Consider the following 21,092-nt stretch of genomic DNA (forward strand, 5'->3'; position numbering starts at 1 on the left):
AATAAAAAATATATGGAGTTTTTTTTACATTTTTAAAATTGATTTTTATGTAAAATGTTATTATAATATATTTATATTAAGTAATAGGAGAATCATTATGATTAGGAAGCTTTTTGTAGGCATCTGTTTGGTATCGGTTACAATTATGATGATGGCTTGTTCAGGAAACAAACCTGCTGAGCAAACTGTAGTTGAACTTCCAACAATAGATGCAAACACTGAAACAGAAATAACTGTTTGGGGTTGGAATGTTGCTGCTAAAGCTTTAATGGAGACAGCAAAAACATTTAATGAAAAATACCCTAAAATAAAAATTAATGTACAAGAATTTGGCGGTCCGCCTCAATTATATGAAAAAGCTGGTGTTGTGTTATCTTCCGGACAGGGAATACCAGATGTAATGCAAATTGAAAGCGATTTTATTCAAACTTATGTAGAAACTTATCCTCAAAGATTTTTAGATATGAAAACTTTAGCTCCAGCTGATTTGGATTCTAAAGTTGACCCTTCAAAAGTACCTACAAGTTATGATTCAGAGGGTAGATTAACTTCAATACCTTGGGATTCTGGTCCAGTTATAGTTTATTATAGAGAAGACCTTTTTAGACAGGCTGGAATAGACCCTGCTGCTATTAAAACTTATGATGATTTAATACAGGCTGGTAAAGATTTACAAGCTAAATTGCCTAATGTTAAGTTAACAGGATTTAGTTTTACTCAAGATGATGGTATATGGAGAACTTTAATGGTTCAAAACAACATATATTATCTTGATACAAATGGAAATATCACTTTATCATCACCTAAAGCTGTAGAAAGTATGCAGTTGGTAAAAAGACTCATAGATGAAGGTTTAGTGTTAAATACAGTAAATTGGGATACAGGAATAAGAGCACATAAAAATGGAGAAATAGCTATAAGCTTTAATGGCGGCTGGTGGGGCGGTACTATGAAAGACCAAATGCCAGAGATGAAAGGAAAATGGAGAGCTATGGAAATGCCTGCTTATACAGAAGGCGGAGTAAGGTCTTCTTCTTTAGGTGGTTCTACTTTAACCGTAACAGCTACTGATCCTATTAAACAGGCTGCTGCTTGGGCTTTTGTAGAGCATTCTTTACTTAATGTAGACAGTCAGCTTTTGATGTATGAAAAATTCGGTTTGTTCCCTTCTTATCTTCCTGCTTATGAAGATGAAAGATTTAAACAGCCTGATCCTTATTTCGGCAATCAAAATTATAATGAATTATTAGGTAATGTTACTAAAAATATACCTCCTGCTATTTATAATTCAGATGATTATTCCGATTTAAGAAATGTAGCTGTTAGTGCTTATGAAGAAATAATAAACAATAATTCCGATATACAAGCAACTTTAGATGCTGCTGCTGAACAGGCAAATAGTATAACTGGAAGACAAATTGTAAAATAATAATAATAATGATATACTTTCTGTATATGATATTTGTTTTATCATATACAGAAATGTAAATTATAAAAATACCCAAGATAAACAATAAGGAAATAAGCATTATGAGAACAAAAAAAAATATCACGCCTTGGCTCTTTATTGCTCCCGCTTTAATATTCATAGTTTGTTTTAGTATATATCCGCTTATAGAAACAATAATTTTAAGCTTTATGACCCAAAATAGAGGGCAGTTGGTTTTTAACGGAATTAATAATTTTAAGAGGCTTTTATCAGATCAGTATTTCTATGTATCTTTAAAAAATTCATTGATATACTTGGTTATACAAGTACCAATAATGACAATGTTAGCTATATTATTATCTTTGGCATTGCATAGAGGAATTACTAAATTAAAAGGTTTATATAGAACAGTATTTTTTATACCGTTTATAGTAGAATCTGTTGCATATAGTTTAATGTTTGTATTATTGTTTCAAGAGAGAGGCGTTGTAAATTTCTTGCTATCTCTATTTAATTTGGGACCTGTTATGTGGCTTACACAAACTTGGCCTGCAAGGATAGTAATAATGCTTATAATGACTTGGAGATGGACTGGTTATAATATGATAATAATATTGGCAGGGCTTCAAGGTATATCTGAAGATTATTATGAAGCTGCAACAATTGACGGGGCTAATGCTTTTCAGCAGTTTATACATATAACAATACCTATGCTTAAACCTGTTATATTATTTTCAACAATACTTTCTACAATAGGTACTCTAAACCTATTCACAGAGCCTTATCTTTTAACAAATGGAGGCCCTAATAATTCTACTATAAGTTTGGGATTATATATATATAGACAGGCTTTCCAATCTATAAACCTAACTTATGCGGCAACTATTTCTGTAGCAATACTTGTAATAGTTGGACTTCTTTCTAGGTTGCAATTAAAAGTAGGAGGGGATAAGAAATGAGAAACTCAAAACAGCAAAAAATTACTAGAATAATTCTTTATATAGTTCTTACAATAGGTATGATAGCTTGTGTTTATCCTTTATTCTTTATGTTAATAGCATCTACAAGAGTATCTGGAGATATTTTCTTGTTTCCGCCTCCTATAACTTTTGGTGATAATTTCTTTGAAAATTTGAAAAATCTTCAAGAGAGAATACCTATATGGAGTGCTTTATTTAATTCATTTAAAATTGCTATTCTTTATACAGTTATAAATTTATTAGTTTGTTCTATGGCAGCTTATTCTATTTCTAAATTTAATTACAAGGGAAGAAATATAGTATTTGTTATAATAATGCTTACTATGATGCTTCCTGCGCATGCTAAATTAGTTCCATTATATAGAATGATGACAACATTAAATATACAAAATACTCATTTAGCTATAATACTTCCGGATATAGCTGGAGCTTTTGGTATATTTTTGATGAGACAAAATTTCCATTCTGTTCCTGATACTCTTATAGAGGCAGCAAGAATAGACGGGGCTAATGAATGGACTATATTTTTGAAAATAGTTATGCCTTTAATGATTCCTGCTTTAACAGCATTGGGTATATATATGTTTGTTGCTCAATGGACTAATTTTACTTGGCCTTTGATAATATTAAACTCTCCTGATAAGTTTACTTTGCCTGTAGCATTAGCTCAGTTGAAAGCTGATACAAGAATAGATTATGGACAAATAATGGTTGGTGCTATGTTTGCTGTTGTTCCTATAATGGCAGTATTCTTAGCATTACAAAAATATTTTATATCTGGTTTAACAGGCGGTGCTGTAAAAGAGTAATGATTTATTAAATTATTAAAGAGAGGCTTTCTTTTAAGTCTCTCTTTTTTTATTGAATTTTTTATAATAAGTTATACAATATTTACATGTAATAAAAATATATTAAGCAAAAATAAAAAAGCTTTTTTGCTTAAATTAATTATTTTTTATAAGGGGTTAATATATGTTTGTAAAGTTCAATAAAGTTTCTTTTTCTTATGACAGCTCTGATAATATATTAAATGATGTTTCTTTTCATATAGATAATACCTGCACAGCTATAGTGGGTGAAAATGGATGCGGAAAAACTACGCTTGCTAAGCTTATAACGGGTATATTAAAACCTAATTCTGGAAGTATAGAGTATTCAAATAAAAATATTATAACTGCTTACTGTAATCAAGAATGTGCTGATTTGCCTGATAATGCTGAAAGTTTATTTTATGATGAAAGTTCATATTCTGGATATTTAACATCAATTTTAAAAATAGATTACAGTTATTTGTATAGATTTAACACTCTTAGTTTTGGAGAGAGGAAAAGACTTCAAATAGCATCATCACTTTATACTAACCCTGATATATTGGTATTAGATGAACCTACAAATCATATTGATAATGAATGCAAAGACATACTTATTAATCTTATAAAAAGACTTGAATGTATTGTTATAATAATTAGTCATGATGTTGATTTTCTTGATGAGTTAGTAAACAAATGCATATTTGTAAGAAACTCTAAATGCAAAATAAGAACAGGCAATTATACTCAATGCAGAGAATACGAAAAAAATGAAGAAGATTATAATTTTAGTTTATATGAAGAGAGTAAAAAGAAAGCTAAAATATTAGAAAATAGATATAAGCAACTTCAAAATGAATCGGATGCTAAAAAAAGCAAATATGGAAGCAAAAGAAATATAGATAAAAAAGATCATGATGCCAAAGGAAAAGTTGATGCAGCAAGACTTACAGGAAAAGATAGAAGACTTGCTACAAAAGCTAAACAGGCGAAAAGTTTATACAATAAAAGTGTATTAGAAACTGAATCTCTATATATAAGAAAAAGAGAAGTTATGGATATGGAGTTTGTGGGAGAAAGATATAAAGGGAAATTTTTATTTTTTTTGGAATCTGGAGAAACTAAGATTAATAATATAGTTCTTAAGCATTCCGAGCTTATAATAAACTCTAACAGCAAAATAGGAATTGAGGGGGTGAATGGGGCAGGTAAAACTACTTTATTAAACTATATAATAGCTACAATGTATAATAATTCTATTAATAAAGAAAAGATTGTGTATATTCCTCAAGATATAGAGAGGGAATATTGGAATAAAACTTTTAATAATATAAAGTCTTTAAATAATGAGGCATTAGGTTTCTTGATGAGTTTTGTTAATAGGCTTGGGAGCAATGCGAAGACTGTAATTAATTCTGTTAATCATAGTCCCGGTGAGATGCGTAAAATAATTCTTGGTATGGCAGTACTTAAAAATCCGTATATTATAATATTAGATGAGCCTACTAATCATCTTGATATAGATTCTATAGAACGTTTGGAAGAGGCTTTAATTTCTTTTAATTGTGCTTTGATTATAGTAAGTCATAATAAAAATTTTTTAAATCGAATAGTTAATATAAAATGGTTAATAAGTAAAGAAGATAATTATAGCAGCTTAACTGTTAACAAATTATCATAATTGTTAAAGATTCATATAATTATATTGACTTTTTGCATATATTGTATTAGATTAATAATTAAGTGTTATATATGCTAATTATATGGATAAAAGGAGTATAATTAGAATTATGAAAAGAATCTTTTTTATTAATATTATATTATTGATGTCTTTATTGTCTTGTAATAAATTAGAAGATGTTTTAGGCATAAATTATGATGATGGATTAACTTATGCAGATTCAGGTTCAGAAAGTAAAACTTTTAAAACAATATCATTCAGCAGTTATGGAACTCAATTATCAGGAAAGTATAAATTTAATAAAGTTCAAGAATATGATAAATTAATTATATATGTTAAAGAAGGTTCAGGATATAAAAAAGAAAGTATAGATTATATAGCTAAAGTTTTTAATGATAATTATGATGAAGAGGTAAGAATTTACGGACATCATACTGATGTAGATAAAAATGGAAAAATTATTATATTATTATTTGAAATTAATTCTAGTTATGAAGGAGCTGTAACTACAGGATATTTTTATGGTGCTGATTTAATATTGGGCTATCATAATGATGCTGAAATACTATATATGGATATAAAAATAGTAAATGAGAACCCTGAATATATGGCAGGAACTATACAGCATGAGTTTCAGCATTTAATTAACTTTAATGTTAATTATATAGAAAATAAAAGAGAAATGTCAACTTGGCTTAATGAAGCATTATCAGAGTCTACTTCTGTATTATTTAGCCCATATACGGTTAATTCCAGAATAAATGAGTTTAATGTTGCAACAAGCGGATACTATTGTTTTTATACTTGGGACCTTCCTTTAAATGTATTTGCAAACTATCCTTCTGCATCAGTATTCATGAATTGGCTTTATAAGAAAAATAATAACAACTCTAGTGTGTTTCAAAGTATAGCAGCAGATTTGTCGGATAATGATTATCAAAGAGTTTTTAATAATGTAGCTTTTACAGGTGCCTCTAGTTGGGATGACTTATTATTTAAATGGCTTGAGGGCGTAAAAAATAAGGAAGTTGCAGGGGCAGAATTAAAAATACAAAATGCAGGATCTTCAATATCACTATTTCCTGGTGCTTTAGTTGCTTATAGCGGAACTTTAACTTCAACTCATGCTAATTTAGTAACAAAAAATTTGAGCGGAGGAATAAACTTAGCTTTGAATAAAGATACATACGTTGGTAATAATCCTACTTCTATAAATATAAAAATTCCTGCTTCGTCGTCTATACAAGCATCAAAAACTTACAAAATGGTTAATGATGATGAACCTTATATTCCTAAATATAGGCATGTATTGTTTAATAAAGATGGTGAGATAAAAAAATATTAACTATCTTTAAATGAAATTTATAAGGAAGTTTGATGAAAAGTGTTTATCAAAAGATGAGGAAATATTCTTGTGTTTTTATTTTTGCTTTTTTCTTTTTGCTTTTTGCTAAGAAAGAGGAAATTACAGGAAATATTAGAATTGTAGGAACTGCTATATTCCCAGAAATAGTTATATCTACAGAGCAGAGAGATTATTATTTTGATAAGAAATTTTTTAATGAATATGCTAAATATGATGGTCAGACGATAACCATAGAAGCTAAAGTAAAAAAAGAAACATTATGGCTTGCCGATAAAAGTAAATCATTTGACAGATATACTATTATGTGGGTTAAAAAGAAAGAATAAGATATATCTAATATAAATGAGATATTAAATTATGAGTTTTTATACAGCACAACTATTTAAATTGTAATGCTTTATCTAAGTTGATTATCATTAAAAAATAATTTACTTTAATAAATACTTTATGCTATAATGCCGAAAATGTAAAGGATACTTTATCATATAATTTTGTATAGTTTTAATATATTTGTTTATAGTATATAATAAAGTAATAAGGTTTAATAAATTATGAATTATATTTTTCATAGCGTAATTATAGAATTAGGTGTATCTACAACAGCAGCTGTTATAGCGTTTGTTGCTATAATAGTGCATTTTTATATATTTTTCAAATTATACCAGGAAACTCAGCTTACAGCATTGTTTCTCTCTATACTTTGTTTTATTTTTACAGCTTCTGAAACAGTAAATATTATAGTTTCGCTTTCAACGCAAAATACGCAATTATCTCTTACAATGTATAAAATAGAACAAATAGCTGTATCATTAACTATTTTGCCATGGATTAGATATGCAAAAACAACATTAAAATTGAATGATAGATTGCATTATTTCTTGGATAAAGCAGAAAGTGTAGCAATATTTATATTTATGTTAATATTGGTTATTGCTTTAATATATTCTCAATTATTTGTATCTACAACAGAGGTTCTTTCTACATTAAATAATTCTGCAGTTAATAGTGTTAAAATTAGAGGGGCTACAGGACCTATATATATTTTTAGGGATTTTCTTTTCTCAATTTACAGCATAACAATAATATGTATGCTGCTTTATGAAATATTTGTTAATAAAGTCTATAAAGTTAATATAGGAACATTAGTATTATTTTCTTTGATAACACTTGCTTTTTTTGATGATTTTAATGGTATTTCCAGCTACTCAAATTATTATAGTAATTATTTGTTGTTTCCAGAATTTTCTTTTTCTCGATTTTCTTTAATTTATATGATTTTTAATATTTTTTCTGTTTATGGTTATATTGTTAACTTTATTAATACGGTTTATAAAAAATCGGATACAAAACAATATGATTTGGAATCAATTAAGGCACAAGATACTGTTATTATTAACACTGCTATTAATACTTCATCAAAATTGCTTGAATTAAAAGAAAATTTTTATAGCCTTATAGGTACATTGGTAGAGAAAGTAAAGAATACAAATATATCTGTTAATAATCTAAAAACAGAAATAGGTAAAATAATAGATAATACTAATGAGTTTATTACTATAGAAAATTTCCAAGTAAATGATGGTAATACAAATATAGAAAAAATAGAGCAGCTTATAGAAACTTATCCTAATTTACAAGTTAGCTCAGAAATGCAAAAAAATATGCTTGAAGAGTATATTAATGTATTACAAGAATCTGTAAAAGAAGTTTATGTATTGCAATCAGAGAGTGTTAATATATTAATAAGCTTTGAAGAGTTTCAATCTAATATAGAAAAAGAAAGAAATAATATAATAAAAATATTAGATAAGACTTTGGTATTTAACCAATTATCTTTTCAAATAAATAAGATATTATCATTTATGACAAATATGCAAGATAAGGTAAAAACTCTTTCTATTAATTCCAGCATACAAGCTTCTAAATCTGGTGAATGGTATCATAACTTTAATGTTGTTTCTAAAGAAGTTTCTGAGTTAGTTGTAGAAACAGGAAATATTACTAAAAATATGCAAGAGCTTTTATTTCAGATAGAAGAGATTTTTAAGAGGTATAATTATGCAAGTAACAGCATAAAAGCTGGTACTATGGAATTGCTTCGTGAAATTTCTTCTAATTATAATAAATTGGTAAAATTTAATAATACTATGGAAAGGCAAAATGATTACAATATTAATATTATAAAAAGTACAGATAAAATGTATAATTCTATATCTGATATGAGTACTATTATTGTTAATGAAGAAAATGATTTTATGAATATAAAAACGAAAATAGAAGAGTTTAATGATTATATATCAGATATATCACATAAGGCTAATGAGCAAAATATTGATATAAAAAATATTATGAGAGATATGAATAAATTGCTTGCTACAAGCGAAGATTTTGAAGATATAACAAATAAACTTGATGATGAAACTAAAAAATTATTAGAATATTCAGATAATCTTAAAAATGTTATTAATGAATATTCTAAAGTAATATAAGGGCATAGAATATATGAATATATTAACTAATTTTATACCAGGATATAGTGTTTCTATTATAGAATTATTAGTACCTATTATTGGTACTTCTATGGTTTTTATATTTATTATGCTTTATACTATTTTAGTTATAAAAACTAAACAGACCACTTATATTATAGTAGCTTCAGCACTTTTGCTTCTGCTTTTATATAATATAATATCTTTTATTATAATATTTTTAGGCATGTCTGGTAATGATGTTGTACTGGCTTCAAACTTGTATGTAATTAATCATATTATATTTTTGTTTATTATTGTTTTACTTCCAATTAATAATAGATTTTTCTTAAAGAATGAACGGTTTGTTAGAAATATTAGTAATTTAATTATCTTTGTTACTATTTTGATTGTAGTTTCTTTTATAATTTTTAGTGTAGTAAATAAAAATACATTCTTTAGCACAACATTAAGAACTTACCCAGATAAAGCTTTTACTGTTTTAGGTAATGGTAATTTTTTTGTTTACCTCACTTACTTAAGTTTAATCATATATGCTATGGCTTTTGTGCCTATGGTAATTGATATATTTTTGGGAAACAGTATAGTTGGAAATAGCATTATTATAATTTCTAATCTTTTGTCTTTTGTTCTTGTAATTACTAATATAGAGATTTTTAATATAAGAAAGGATATTTATTTTGATAAATTAGATTTGGCTGTTATATTGTCTTATTTAATTAGTTCTGTTGCTGTATTTTCTTCTTTTACGAGGAATGCTTTGGAATCTATAAGAAGAGACAGCATATTAAATAATAGATTAAAATCGAATTTAAATATTATTACCAATATAAATGATATATCAGAGAAATTAAATACAGTTGATAGAGATTTTATGGATTCTTCCATGTTTGTTTTAGAGGTGGATAAAGAAAATAAAGATGCTTTAAATATAATAGAAACTAAAATAAATACGGTTATAGATTCAAAAAATGCATTAGGAGATACAAAAGAGAGCAAGAAGCATCTTATTAGAGATGGTATAAAATTTACTAACACTATATTTACTTTTTTTGATAAATATAAAAATCAAATGCAAGAGCATTTTAGAGCTTTATCTCAGACTATGTCTAATATGAATGTCTCTAATTTATCTTATGAGCAGATTTATTCTCTCAATAATGATTTAAAAGAGATTAGAAATAATATTGAAGAAAATACTAATAATACAATAGTTAATATAAAAAAGCATTTTGAAAGTTTTAAAGATGTAAATAAAATAACAGAAGATATATATGATACTATAGAATATATAAAAAATATGACTAATAAGACTAATTTACTTTCTATTAATGCTGGTATACAGGCGTCTAAGGCGGGTATTTTAGGTAAGAGTTTTTCTGTTGTATCTAAGGAGATAGGGGTGTTATCTTTTGAAATTTCAAAGGGTACTGCATCTATAGAGAGTATGTTAACCGATATATTTAGCGGGGTTGTTTTAATAGAGAACTCTTCTTTCTATATAGATGAACATTGTAAAAATATAGAAAATGAAACTAAAAAAATTATTGAAAAGATTGATGTTTATAGCAAAAATATAGAAGAGAGTATGAGCAAAATTTCTACAGAATTTGAAAATTTCAAATTATTAGAAAAGTATAATGATGCTATGCATAAGATTGTAGAAGAGCAAGGCGATATAGTATCTTCTGTAAGAGAAAATATTGTAGCTATGCTTGATATTCAAAATAGTTTGAACTTGAAGATAGATTCACAAGGGGCTGATATAATTAAAATTTTGGGTAATTTTAGCAGAATTATAGAAGTGAAAGATGAGCTTAATGACGTCATAAAGAAAATAGGTAATTATTCATCTCTTTCGCATACTTATATAGAAAATCTTTCAAATATAATAAGTACTCATAGGGGAAAGAGCAGTATGGCTTTTAAACCTATAATAAATTTGTTAAAAAAATAGTATATGTTTAATAATATTGATATAGTTATAATAATATTTTTAGCATTTATATTTATTTATGGTTTTTACAGAGGTATTATATCAATTACAATACCAGTAATAGCAATAATATCTACTTTTATTATAGCACCAATTATATATAATCATGCTTCTAAATATTTTGACCATTCTATTATATTAAAAATAGTATCATTTCTTATAAGTTATTCTGTTATAAGAATAATACTTTCAAAAGCGGCAGACAGTATAAAAAAAGTTTTGAAAATAATATTTTTATCTTGGGTAGATAGGCTTCTTGGAGGTATAGTACTGCTTTTTATAGTATCTCTTATAATTTCTATTATATCATATTTTGTACTCAATATGACGGAATATAATTATATTGTATATAACTCAAGGGTTCTAATGTTTATATATAACATATTTAATACTAATAATTATATGAATAATTTTGTATAGATTTTTTTATTCTGTTAATTTTCTTACCCATCTTTCTTTTTTTAGCATTATAATACCTATTACTATTTTTACAAAATCAGTTAACTTAGCTATTCCAAACATGGCAACAGGTCCTACAGAAGTAAATTTTGCAAGTATCAAAGCCAAAGGTGCAAACATAAGCAAAGATACAGGTACATCTACTGCAAAACCAAATACTGTATCTCCTCCAGCTCTTGAAATAGCAAATTGAGCATTTAAGTAAGTCCAAACAGGCATATATGATGCTATTAATATTACCAAACTTCTCGTTATGCTTTGTGCATCAGCAGTAAGCTTTGAGAATATGAAAGGTATTAATAATGTTGAAGACATTTGTACGAGTCCAACTACAATTCCCGCTATAACAGAACCATTTAATATCCACCTTGCTTTATTTTTTGCATCTTCAAGTTCACCTCTTCCAAGTGTTCCTCCAACAACGACCATAGTAGATACAAATATTCCTTGAAATACCAAATAAAATATATTAGCTATAGTAAAACCAGAAGCCATACCAGCAACGGTTTCAGCTCCTCCTCTGCTGTTATAAAGTGCTGTCATAAACATTTCACTTAGCCCCCAGCTTATTTCGCTTAAAAAAATTAAACTTGATTTTCTAAGCATAGAGTAAAATACAATTAGTTTGACTTTTAAAATTTCTCTAGTTCTTACATAAAATTTTTCTTTATGCAATTTTATGTATACTATAAATAAAATCATTTCTATTATTCTTGCGATAAGAGTAGCAATAGCAGCTCCAGTTTCTTCAAGTCTTGGAGCTCCAAAGTTACCGTATATTAGAATATAGTTTCCAATAGTATTGCAGAATGTAGCTATTACTGATATTATAAGCGGTATATGCGGTTTACCTATTTCTCTATAAGAAGTACCTATTGCCCCTGAAATAGATATTGGTATAAAAGTGAATGCTATTATGCTCATATATTTTGTGCTTGAAGCTAATATTGCCTCTTGAGAGTTATTTCCATTTGTCATTAAACGCATGAATATTTCAGGGTTTATAAGCATTAATACCATATATATAGCAGATATAGTGAAAGGAAGTATTACTTTAAATCTAAAAGCCTGCTGCATACCTTCTTTGTTGTCAGCACCGGCATTTTGCGCCATATATATTCCGCCGGCACCATAACAAGTATTTAGCATTACTAAATATATAAAATTAAGTTGATTTGATACATTTACGGCAGCCATTTTTATATCACCTAATTCTGCCACCATGAAATTATCTATTAATGACACCATTCCCATTATAAGCTGCTGAAGCATTACAGGCACAGCAATAGAAATGCATAATTTGTAGAAATCAAAATTTCCAAATAATTTGTTTTTATTCAAATAATTATCATTCATTTTTGTATATCCAAGAAGCTATACGTATTTTTAATCTGAATAATTATATATTATAGCTTCATCATTTGTCAATATAATATTAAAATTAATTTTGTTTATTTGATAATATTTTAGATTTTTTATTAATTATGAATAATACAATTAATTAGATATTATAATATTTGTTTATTTTTTATGAATATGATATTTTTAATTTTTGTTAAAAGGTTTGAAATAGTTTATTTTTTTGCCTATATATAAAAAATCATAATTATTTTTATAACTTCAATATAAATTTGTGGTTTTTGTTGATGTATACTACAATATAAAAACATATAAAAAATTAAGGAGATGAATTATGATGAAAAAAATCATATTTCTAATAATTATACTGTCATTATTTATATTCTCATGTTCATCTAAATCATCTGGAGAAAGCGACAGTATAGTTATATCGCTTGGAGGAGAAGTTGCAACAATAGATCCGCATCTTAATACAGCGAGCGCTGGAACTGTATATATAAGGCATTTTTTTGAAGGTCTTATGAAAAAAGATAAAGACGGAAATTTAGTAGGAGGTATTGCTGAAAACTATAAAATGAGCGAAGACGGCCTTACCTATACATTTTATTTAAGAACTAATGCAAAATGGTCAGATGGGAAGCCTGTTACAGCAGAAGACTTCGTTTATAGTTATAGAAGATTTGTTGATCCTAAAACGGCTGCACCTTATGCCTCTCTTATGGCACCAATAAAAAATGCATTGAAAATATTTAGAGGAGAAATAGCGGCAGATGAATTAGGAATTAAAAAAATAGACGATTACACTATAGAAATAACATTAGAAAACCCTACAGCATATTTTTTAGAACTTGCTGATATGTTTTTACCTGTGAGAAAAGATATTATAGAGCAATATGGAGACACTTGGGTAGGAAGTCCTGAAAGTTACATAGGAAATGGTCCTTATAAAATGACTGAAAGAATTAGAGATGATAAAATAGTTATGGAAATTAATACTAACTATTATGATAAAGATAAATTAGTTGCTAAACAAATTACTGTTTCAATGATGGCTGATAAAAATACTGCATTAGCTGCTTTAAAAAACGGTCAGGTGCATTTCTCTACTTTAGTGCCTGCTCAGGAAATAGATAATCTAAAAAGTGAAGATTTAATAGTGATGAATCAGGCTTATGGAACTACATTCTTTGAAATTAATTTAACAAATGAAGCTTTTACTGATTCAAGAGTAAGAAGAGCGTTAGCATTGGCTATTGATAGAAATTATATAGTTGATTCTATTAACAAATCAGGGCAATTACCTGCAGGAGCTTTTGTTCCTCCTTTAATAAGTGATTATGAGGGAGAGTTTAGAGCAAACGGCGGGGATTATATAAGTGTAAAAAGTGATGATTATCAAAAAAATATAGAAGAAGCTAAAAGACTAATGGCTGAAGCAGGTTATCCTAATGGAGAAAATTATCCTGTGATAGAAGTTTTAGTAGCTAATGATGGAAATGTTGTTATGGTTGAAGCTATACAGCAGATGTGGAAAAATATAGGAGTAGATACTGTTATAGTACCTAGGGAATGGTCTGTTATACTTCAGAGTTTTAGAGATTTAAGCTATCAGATGGTTTTAAGCGGCTGGACTGGAGATTATAATGATCCTATGACTATGCTTGAATTGTACCTAAGTTATGCTCCAAGTAATCCTGGCTACAATAATCCTCAATATGATAAACTTATTGAAAGCTCTAAATTAATAGTTGATCCTAAAGAGAGAATGAAAACTCTTCATGATGCCGAAGCTATACTTATGTATGATATGCCTATAATACCAATACATTATAGGTCTAATGTTTTAATGGTATCTAAACAGCTTAAAGATTATAAATTAGACCCTTTAGGCAAATATAGATTTCATTATTCTTATTTAGAAAAATAATAGTATATAGCTAAATAACTATATTTTTATATATAGGGTTTTGTTTCTGCCTGCTAAGATGCATGCTTAAACAAGACCCTATTTATTTTATCTGTATAAAATAATCTATATTCTCGTATGCGTTTTAAGAAAAATATCACTTTTATCAAAAGCATATAAAATCACTTATACTTTTAAGAAAAAGCATACACTAAAGGCTAAAAAGTTTTGGCTAAGTTTATGCTGCGATAGAAAGAAGTATCTTTATGAGAGTGAGTTTATGTGAAAAATTAATAAAATAAAAAGTTATATGGTAAAAGATAGTTTATATATGAAATTTCTAAGTTTTGAATTAAATAAATACGGCATTTTTAAATTTTTAATGTTGGATTAAATTGAAAAATTAGCATAATAAATTTATAAATAGTTAACAAAATAACTATGCCAAAATAAAATACAAATAAAAAAATGGTATCGATAACAATAAAAAAATTCATAAAAATACGTTAAAATGTTTTAAATGTATAATAATTTTTATAAAAAATTGAATTATAACAGAAATAATAAAACAATATAATTTAATATTTTAATAGTATATTGAGGGATTATGAAAAATTTACTATACTTTTAATATATATCTTTTAATTGGATGTTAAAATGTCAGCAAAAACTAAACTTTCTTTAAATCAAATGTCTTATAAGAATAAAGAGAAAATGTTAGCTTATATACTTTTAAGTCCTGTATTAATCATATATATAGTGTTTATTTTCTATCCAGTTATTAATGGTATGATTAATGCATTTACAGATTTTAGTATATACAATAACAATCCTCGTTTTGTATTCTTAGATAATTTTAAAGAGTTATTATCAAGTCCAGATTTTTTTGTGATTTTGATAAGAACTATTGTGTTTGTAGCTATAACGGTAGCTATACAGTATGTGTTAGGATTAGCATTTGCTCTTTTACTTTCATTAGAGCTTCCTGGTACAGTTTGGCTTAGAAATTTTGCGATGCTTCCTTGGGTATTGCCTATGACAGCGGCAGTTTTATCATTTAACTGGATATTCCAAGCAGATTATGGTCTTTTAAATATATTTTTGAGAGCTATAGGAAAGCCTGAATTAGTTAAATATTGGTTTGGAGATATTAATTTAGCTTTTCCTGCTGTAATTATAATACACGTATGGAGAAACGTACCTTTTTACGGACTTGTTTTGTATGCGGGGTTGAAAGGAATACCTAAAGATTTGTATGAAGCAGCAGATTTAGATGGTGCTTCAAAATGGCAGTTTTTTCAGAGAATAATTCTTCCTTTAATAAAGAAACAATCTATAGTTGTTATACTTTTACATATATTATTCACATTTAATAACACAGATATCATATTATTAGCTACAGGCGGCGGACCGGTTGGTATAACAAATGTAATGGCTGTTAATACTTATAATTTAATTTGGAATCAATACAGATTTGGTGTAGGTACTGCTTCAGCTGTAATTATGTTTATAATACTTATACCTGTAACTTTAATATCTTTACGTTCTTCAAATAAAGAATAATTAAAAACGGAGTGCTTATTTATGAACAAGAAAAAAGTAATTTTATTATCAGAATATGCTGCCTTAATACTTTATTATTTAATATTTTTTATACCTGTGCTATGGGTATTCTATTCATCTTTTAGATTAGATACTGCATTATTTTCAGGTAAAATATTTCAAAATGACGGCGGTCTAACTTTAAAGCATTATAAAGATGTATTATTTCCGGGAGCAGATGCAGGCTCCAATTTCCCTATATACACCTTTAACTCTTTTAAAATAGCATTTATAGCTGTATTAGTAGTTGTTTTTGTAGGGCTTACAGGTGCTTATGTACTTTCAAGATATAGAATGAAATATAAAAATGCTTTAATGCTTACTTTAATGTCATCACAGATGTTTCCGGGGGTATTGGTATTATTATCATTATTTTCATTCTTTTATAAATTAAATTTAACAGATTCTATATTTGCTATAGCCTTAGGTCATGCTATAGGTGGAATACCTTTTGCTTTGATGATGATGAAAAGTTACATAGATGCTATTCCTGTAGAGCTTGATGAATCTGGAAGAATAGATGGTCTTAGTGCTTCTGGTATATTATTTAGAATAATATTGCCTTTGGCTGCTCCTGGTATAGCGGTTGCTGCCTTTTATGCTTTTATGGCTTCTTGGGGAGACTATATGTATTCTTTAGTTCTTTCTACAAGTTTGCATTCTACTACTTTGCCTTTAGGTTTGGCAAGATACTTCTCTTCACAGCAAATTAAGTGGGGATTAATTAATGCTGCTACTATAGTGAGCATACTACCTACTGTTGTAATATTTGCTATGCTTCAAAGACAAGTTGTATCAGGTCTTACAAGCGGAGCCGTTAAGGGATAATGGTTTTATTAATCAGAAAATAATGTTTATAATTATATTAATTTATGAATAAGAAATATTTATTTACTAATATAGCAAAAAATAAGGAGTAAAAAATGAAAAAAATATTCAAATTATTAGTTTTACTTACAGCAGTATTAGCATTATTTGCCTGCTCTAAAAAAGAGGCTGCTTCAAGTAATGAAATAGTTCAGTGGTCTCAGTTTTTAGACCCTACTATACCATTGTACAAAGTAAAAAAACCAGTGTATGATGAATACCTTAAAAACAATCCTATGCCTATGCCTTTCGCTCAAGATACAGGTCCTGCTTTGTATAGAGAAAGAGCTCAAAGATATTTACTTCAAGGAAAATCTGGTTATCCTGACCTTTTGGAAGGAACTTTAGAACAAGTTTATAGTTATATAGCAGCTGGAATGGCAGCACCTATTGAAGACTTGTTTAATAATGATCCTGATAAAGATATTTTTGCTAAATCTCTTGTAGATGCATTTACTATTGACGGACACATGTATGCTTTCCCTAATGTTGCTAATGTTCGTTTATTAATCTACAGAAAAGATTTGCTTCAAAAATATAATCTTAATGTTCCTGCTACTTGGGCTGATTTAATTAATGTTGCTAAAACTATAAAAGAGAAAGAGTGAATAAACGGATTTATGTTTACTACACAAACTAAAGAAGTAAGAGCTTTCCAAGAGTTTATGAGTTTTTATTATACTTTAGCTAATAATATTTATGAAGTAAAAGATGGAAAAGCTACCTATGTTGCAGATAAAGCCAATTTTGAAAAAGTTCTTCAATTATATAAAGATTTGTTTACAGTTGCTATAGACCCTAATTCTAAAGGTCAGGATTGGAAAGCTGTAGATTATGGTATAACTGGAGGACAGGTTGCTATGGTTACAGATGGTCCTTGGATTTGGGAGCACATGACTGAAGATCCTGCAAGAGGAACTATTATATCTAATTTAGGTGTAGCTCCTATACCAGTACCAGTTGCTGGTCAGCCAAGCGGTACTTATATGGAAGTTAAGGGGTATGTTATAAATCCATATAGTGCTCAGGAAAAAAGAGAGAATGTTTATAATGCTGTAAAAATGTTGGTAGATAAGCCTTTTATAGAATTAGAAGTTAAATATTCTTCTGCTCCTTCTATAAGAAGCGATATTAAAAGTGAAACTGAATTCGGTCAGGCTTTCTCTGACAACTTAGATACAGGAAAAGTGTTAGAGTTTATAAACTGGGATATACCTCAAAATTATATAATAGATGCTATACAAAGTGTTATATATGAAAGAGCTACACCTCAGGAAGCAGCTAATACTTTAGATAAACAGTTAAAAGATTATGAATCTCAAGCTGTTGTACAACAAGAAAATTAATATAAAGTAAAAATATAAAATATCCAGCAATAATATTATTATTAATGGTTAAGAAATTGTTGGATATTTTTTTAATATATGATTAATATTTTATTAAAGGAAAAATTAGAATGGCAAAGATAACATTTATTGGAGCTGGAAGTACTATATTTGCAAAAAATGTTTTGGGCGATTGTATGCTTACAGAAAGTTTATGGGATAGTGAGATAGCTTTATATGACATAGATGCTGTTAGATTAAAAGAATCTGGCGATATGCTTGAGGCTATGAACAAAAAAATAAATAATGGAAGAGCTAAAATCACTTCATATTGCGGGGTTGAAAAAAGAAAAGATGCTATAAAGAACGCTGATTTTATAGTTACTGCAATACAAGTTGGAGGATATGACCCTTGCACTATTACCGATTTTGAAATACCTAAAAAGTATGGTCTTAGACAAACTATTGCTGATACGCTTGGAATAGGGGGGATATTTAGAACTTTAAGAACATTACCTGTTTTTGAAGACATAGCAAGAGATATAGAAGAATATGCTCCTAATGCTTGGCTTTTGAACTATGTCAATCCTATGGCTATGATTACTGGTTTTATGCTAAGATATACTGGTGTAAAGACTGTAGGTTTATGTCATAGTGTTCAGGTATGTTCAAAAGATTTATTAGAAAGTTTGGGTATGGAAGATAAAGTAGAAGGCAGAAAAGATTTTATTGCTGGAATAAACCATATGGCTTGGCTTCTTGATATAAGAGATAAAAACGGAAAAGATTTATATCCTGAAATTAAAAAAAGGGTAGCTGAAAAAACTGAAAAGCATAAAGATATGGTAAGATTTGAGTATATCAAGAAACTCGGATACTACTGTACAGAATCAAGTGAGCATAATGCAGAATATAATCCTTTTTTTATAAAAAGCAAATATCCTGAATTGATTGATAAATTTAATATACCTTTGGACGAATATCCAAGAAGATGTATTAAACAAATAGAAGACTGGAAAAGAGACAGTCAGAATCTTTTAGACGGAGAATTTTTAAATCATAAACGTTCAAAAGAATATGGTTCTTTTATAATGAATGCAATATTAACTAATGAGCCTTATAAAATTGGAGGCAACATAATCAATAATGGCGTTATAGAAAATTTAGACAGAGATGCTTGTGTAGAGGTGCCTTGTTTAGTGGACTCTAACGGTATACAGCCTACTTATGTTGGTAAATTGCCTGTTCAATTAGCTGCTATGAATATGACTAATGTAAATGTTCAGCTTATTACAATAGAAGCTCATGTAACTAAAAAATTAGAGCATATATATCATGCTGCTATGCTTGACCCTCATACTGCTTCTGAATTGTCTATAGATGATATAGTGGCATTATGTGATGACCTTATAAAAGAGCATGGAAATTGGCTTCCTAAATATAAATAAATATTATATATAAAGTAAAAAAGAGGGGGGATATATTCCCTCCTTTTTTTATATAGAATGTAAATAGCGTTATATTTATTTTTTTAGTTTATCTCTATGGCTTCTATAAATTATTATAGGCATATCTCCTGTTATTAGTTTTTCTTCTTTCATTCCTAAATATGATTCCTTAGAGCTTTGAGTTTTTACTACATCTTTATCTTGCTTTAATACATAAGCTGAGAATTTTTTGCCTATAAAGTTTACTATATTTTTTATTATTGGTATATTTACAACTTTTTGATAAAATCTAATATAAACAACAGTGTTTTCATCATCAACAGGAGCAAATGCTGCAAATACTCTCATCTTTTCAAATATGTAATTTTGCCAAATATTAGGAAAATAAAAATATAAAAAATATTTAAAATCTTCTTTTTTCATTTCAGAAGCACTTAATGCTTTTTGTCCGTTATCAATAACATTATTTACATAAAACTTTAATGTATTAGTATCTTCATTTAGTTCAACTAATGGACCATTAACTACTGTTTTATTTCCTTTGCCTATTGTATTATAATGAACAAAGGCTACATGAACTACATCGAGCTGATTTTCTATGCATCTTGTATAATGATTATGCCACTCATCTCTTATTGTAGAATAAGAAAACTTTTTATCTTTTAAATCATCTGGAAACATTATTTTATCATTAATTTTATCTTTATCTCCATACCATAACCATATTAAGCCATAAAGCTCTCTCACTTCATAGCTTTCAACAAAAAATCTTTCATCAACTTTAGTATTTTTTCCATTAGCAGGAATCATTACAACTTTGCCGTTTTTATTAAATTGAAAACCATGAAAAGGACAAGCTATATTGTTTCCGCATACTTTTCCAGAGGATAATGAAGCCCCCCTATGACAGCATTTATCTTCTATACAGCATATATTATTATTTTCATCTCTCCAGAACACTAGATTTTTATTTAATCTTTTAGCGAAGAGCGGTTTATTTTTCTTTACTTCTTTAGAGTCTAAGACTCCATACCACATATTGTATATCATATGTTTATCCTTAATTTAATATCAACATTTCATAATTATATACCTTTATTTTAATAAATAAACATTTTATAAGATGAATTTTATAATAAATTATAGATGTATTATTAATTTTTTTGTTGATTATAAGTTGTAAAAATATATTAAGAATTTTTTATTTTGTATATTTTTATGTTTTTATTATTTGCGGGGACTAGCCCCCACACCCCCAGTTCTTTTGTTGCCACAAAGAACCAAAAAGGCTATTTTTTAGCTAAAATATACACTTTATTTTATATATTTCAAATAAAACTTAATAATATAAAATTGATAAAATATGGTTATTTATT

At 27.7% G+C, this 21,092-nt stretch carries 17 protein-coding genes; 15 read left to right on the forward strand and 2 right to left on the reverse strand.

The annotated features are described in order from the left end of the window. Window positions 1-97: 97 nt before the first annotated feature. The 9 genes from R4I97_RS09655 (at window position 98) to R4I97_RS09695 (ending at window position 11,170) form a co-directional block, all read left to right on the forward strand. Window positions 98-1,429 (forward strand): extracellular solute-binding protein, encoded by a 1,332-nt coding sequence (locus R4I97_RS09655; protein ID WP_335784831.1) that lies wholly within the window; start codon window positions 98-100, stop codon window positions 1,427-1,429. 101 nt (window positions 1,430-1,530) lie between these two features. Further along, the gene (locus tag R4I97_RS09660; RefSeq protein ID WP_335784832.1) at window positions 1,531-2,388 is read left to right on the forward strand and encodes a sugar ABC transporter permease; all 858 of its coding nucleotides are present in this window, start codon (window positions 1,531-1,533) and stop codon (window positions 2,386-2,388) included. Next, window positions 2,385-3,218, forward strand: coding sequence for a carbohydrate ABC transporter permease (locus R4I97_RS09665; protein ID WP_335784833.1), 834 nt, complete (start codon window positions 2,385-2,387; stop codon window positions 3,216-3,218). Before R4I97_RS09660 ends, R4I97_RS09665 begins: the two co-directional genes overlap by 4 nt. Before the next feature lie 163 nt (window positions 3,219-3,381). After that, window positions 3,382-4,899: a ribosomal protection-like ABC-F family protein gene (gene abc-f, locus R4I97_RS09670; RefSeq protein WP_335784834.1), complete on the forward strand. Its 1,518-nt coding sequence runs from the start codon at window positions 3,382-3,384 to the stop codon at window positions 4,897-4,899. Window positions 4,900-5,008: 109 nt separating this feature from the next. Further along, entirely contained in the window at window positions 5,009-6,244 is a 1,236-nt protein-coding gene (locus R4I97_RS09675; RefSeq protein WP_335784835.1) for a peptidase M30, read from the forward strand. Window positions 6,245-6,276: 32 nt separating this feature from the next. After that, window positions 6,277-6,591 (forward strand): hypothetical protein, encoded by a 315-nt coding sequence (locus R4I97_RS09680; protein WP_335784836.1) that lies wholly within the window; start codon window positions 6,277-6,279, stop codon window positions 6,589-6,591. Window positions 6,592-6,816: 225 nt separating this feature from the next. Continuing rightward, a complete protein-coding gene (locus tag R4I97_RS09685; RefSeq protein ID WP_335784837.1) occupies window positions 6,817-8,754 on the forward strand; it encodes a methyl-accepting chemotaxis protein in 1,938 nt (645 codons plus the stop codon). A 13-nt stretch (window positions 8,755-8,767) separates the two neighbouring features. Beyond that, the gene (locus R4I97_RS09690) at window positions 8,768-10,711 is read left to right on the forward strand and encodes a methyl-accepting chemotaxis protein (RefSeq protein WP_335784838.1); all 1,944 of its coding nucleotides are present in this window, start codon (window positions 8,768-8,770) and stop codon (window positions 10,709-10,711) included. 3 nt (window positions 10,712-10,714) lie between these two features. Further along, entirely contained in the window at window positions 10,715-11,170 is a 456-nt protein-coding gene (locus tag R4I97_RS09695) for a CvpA family protein (protein WP_335784839.1), read from the forward strand. Window positions 11,171-11,176: 6 nt separating this feature from the next. On the opposite strand, the gene R4I97_RS09700 is transcribed toward R4I97_RS09695, so the two are convergent. Beyond that, the gene (locus tag R4I97_RS09700; RefSeq protein WP_335784840.1) at window positions 11,177-12,565 is read right to left on the reverse strand and encodes an MATE family efflux transporter; all 1,389 of its coding nucleotides are present in this window, start codon (window positions 12,563-12,565) and stop codon (window positions 11,177-11,179) included. 340 nt (window positions 12,566-12,905) lie between these two features. Here R4I97_RS09700 and R4I97_RS09705 point away from each other — a divergent pair, with 340 nt between their 5' ends. The 6 genes from R4I97_RS09705 (at window position 12,906) to R4I97_RS09730 (ending at window position 19,716) form a co-directional block, all read left to right on the forward strand. Further along, window positions 12,906-14,495: a peptide ABC transporter substrate-binding protein gene (locus R4I97_RS09705; RefSeq protein WP_335784937.1), complete on the forward strand. Its 1,590-nt coding sequence runs from the start codon at window positions 12,906-12,908 to the stop codon at window positions 14,493-14,495. A 636-nt stretch (window positions 14,496-15,131) separates the two neighbouring features. Continuing rightward, entirely contained in the window at window positions 15,132-16,037 is a 906-nt protein-coding gene (locus R4I97_RS09710) for a sugar ABC transporter permease (protein ID WP_335784841.1), read from the forward strand. Between the two features lie 21 nt (window positions 16,038-16,058). After that, on the forward strand, window positions 16,059-16,904 hold the full coding sequence (locus R4I97_RS09715) for a carbohydrate ABC transporter permease (protein WP_335784842.1): 846 nt from the start codon (window positions 16,059-16,061) through the stop codon (window positions 16,902-16,904). Window positions 16,905-16,999: 95 nt separating this feature from the next. Next, the gene (locus tag R4I97_RS09720) at window positions 17,000-17,551 is read left to right on the forward strand and encodes an ABC transporter substrate-binding protein (RefSeq protein ID WP_335784843.1); all 552 of its coding nucleotides are present in this window, start codon (window positions 17,000-17,002) and stop codon (window positions 17,549-17,551) included. 12 nt (window positions 17,552-17,563) lie between these two features. Beyond that, window positions 17,564-18,289 carry a hypothetical protein gene (locus R4I97_RS09725; RefSeq protein WP_335784844.1) on the forward strand — a complete coding sequence of 242 codons (726 nt, stop codon included), beginning with the start codon at window positions 17,564-17,566 and terminating at the stop codon, window positions 18,287-18,289. A 110-nt stretch (window positions 18,290-18,399) separates the two neighbouring features. Next, on the forward strand, window positions 18,400-19,716 hold the full coding sequence (locus R4I97_RS09730) for an alpha-glucosidase/alpha-galactosidase (RefSeq protein WP_335784845.1): 1,317 nt from the start codon (window positions 18,400-18,402) through the stop codon (window positions 19,714-19,716). Between the two features lie 75 nt (window positions 19,717-19,791). Here R4I97_RS09730 and R4I97_RS09735 read toward each other — a convergent pair whose 3' ends face one another. Further along, window positions 19,792-20,766 (reverse strand): aromatic ring-hydroxylating dioxygenase subunit alpha, encoded by a 975-nt coding sequence (locus tag R4I97_RS09735; RefSeq protein WP_335784846.1) that lies wholly within the window; start codon window positions 20,764-20,766, stop codon window positions 19,792-19,794. Window positions 20,767-21,092: the final 326 nt, after the last annotated feature.

This window comes from Brachyspira pilosicoli (genome assembly GCF_036997485.1).
GTDB lineage: Bacteria > Spirochaetota > Brachyspiria > Brachyspirales > Brachyspiraceae > Brachyspira > Brachyspira pilosicoli_C.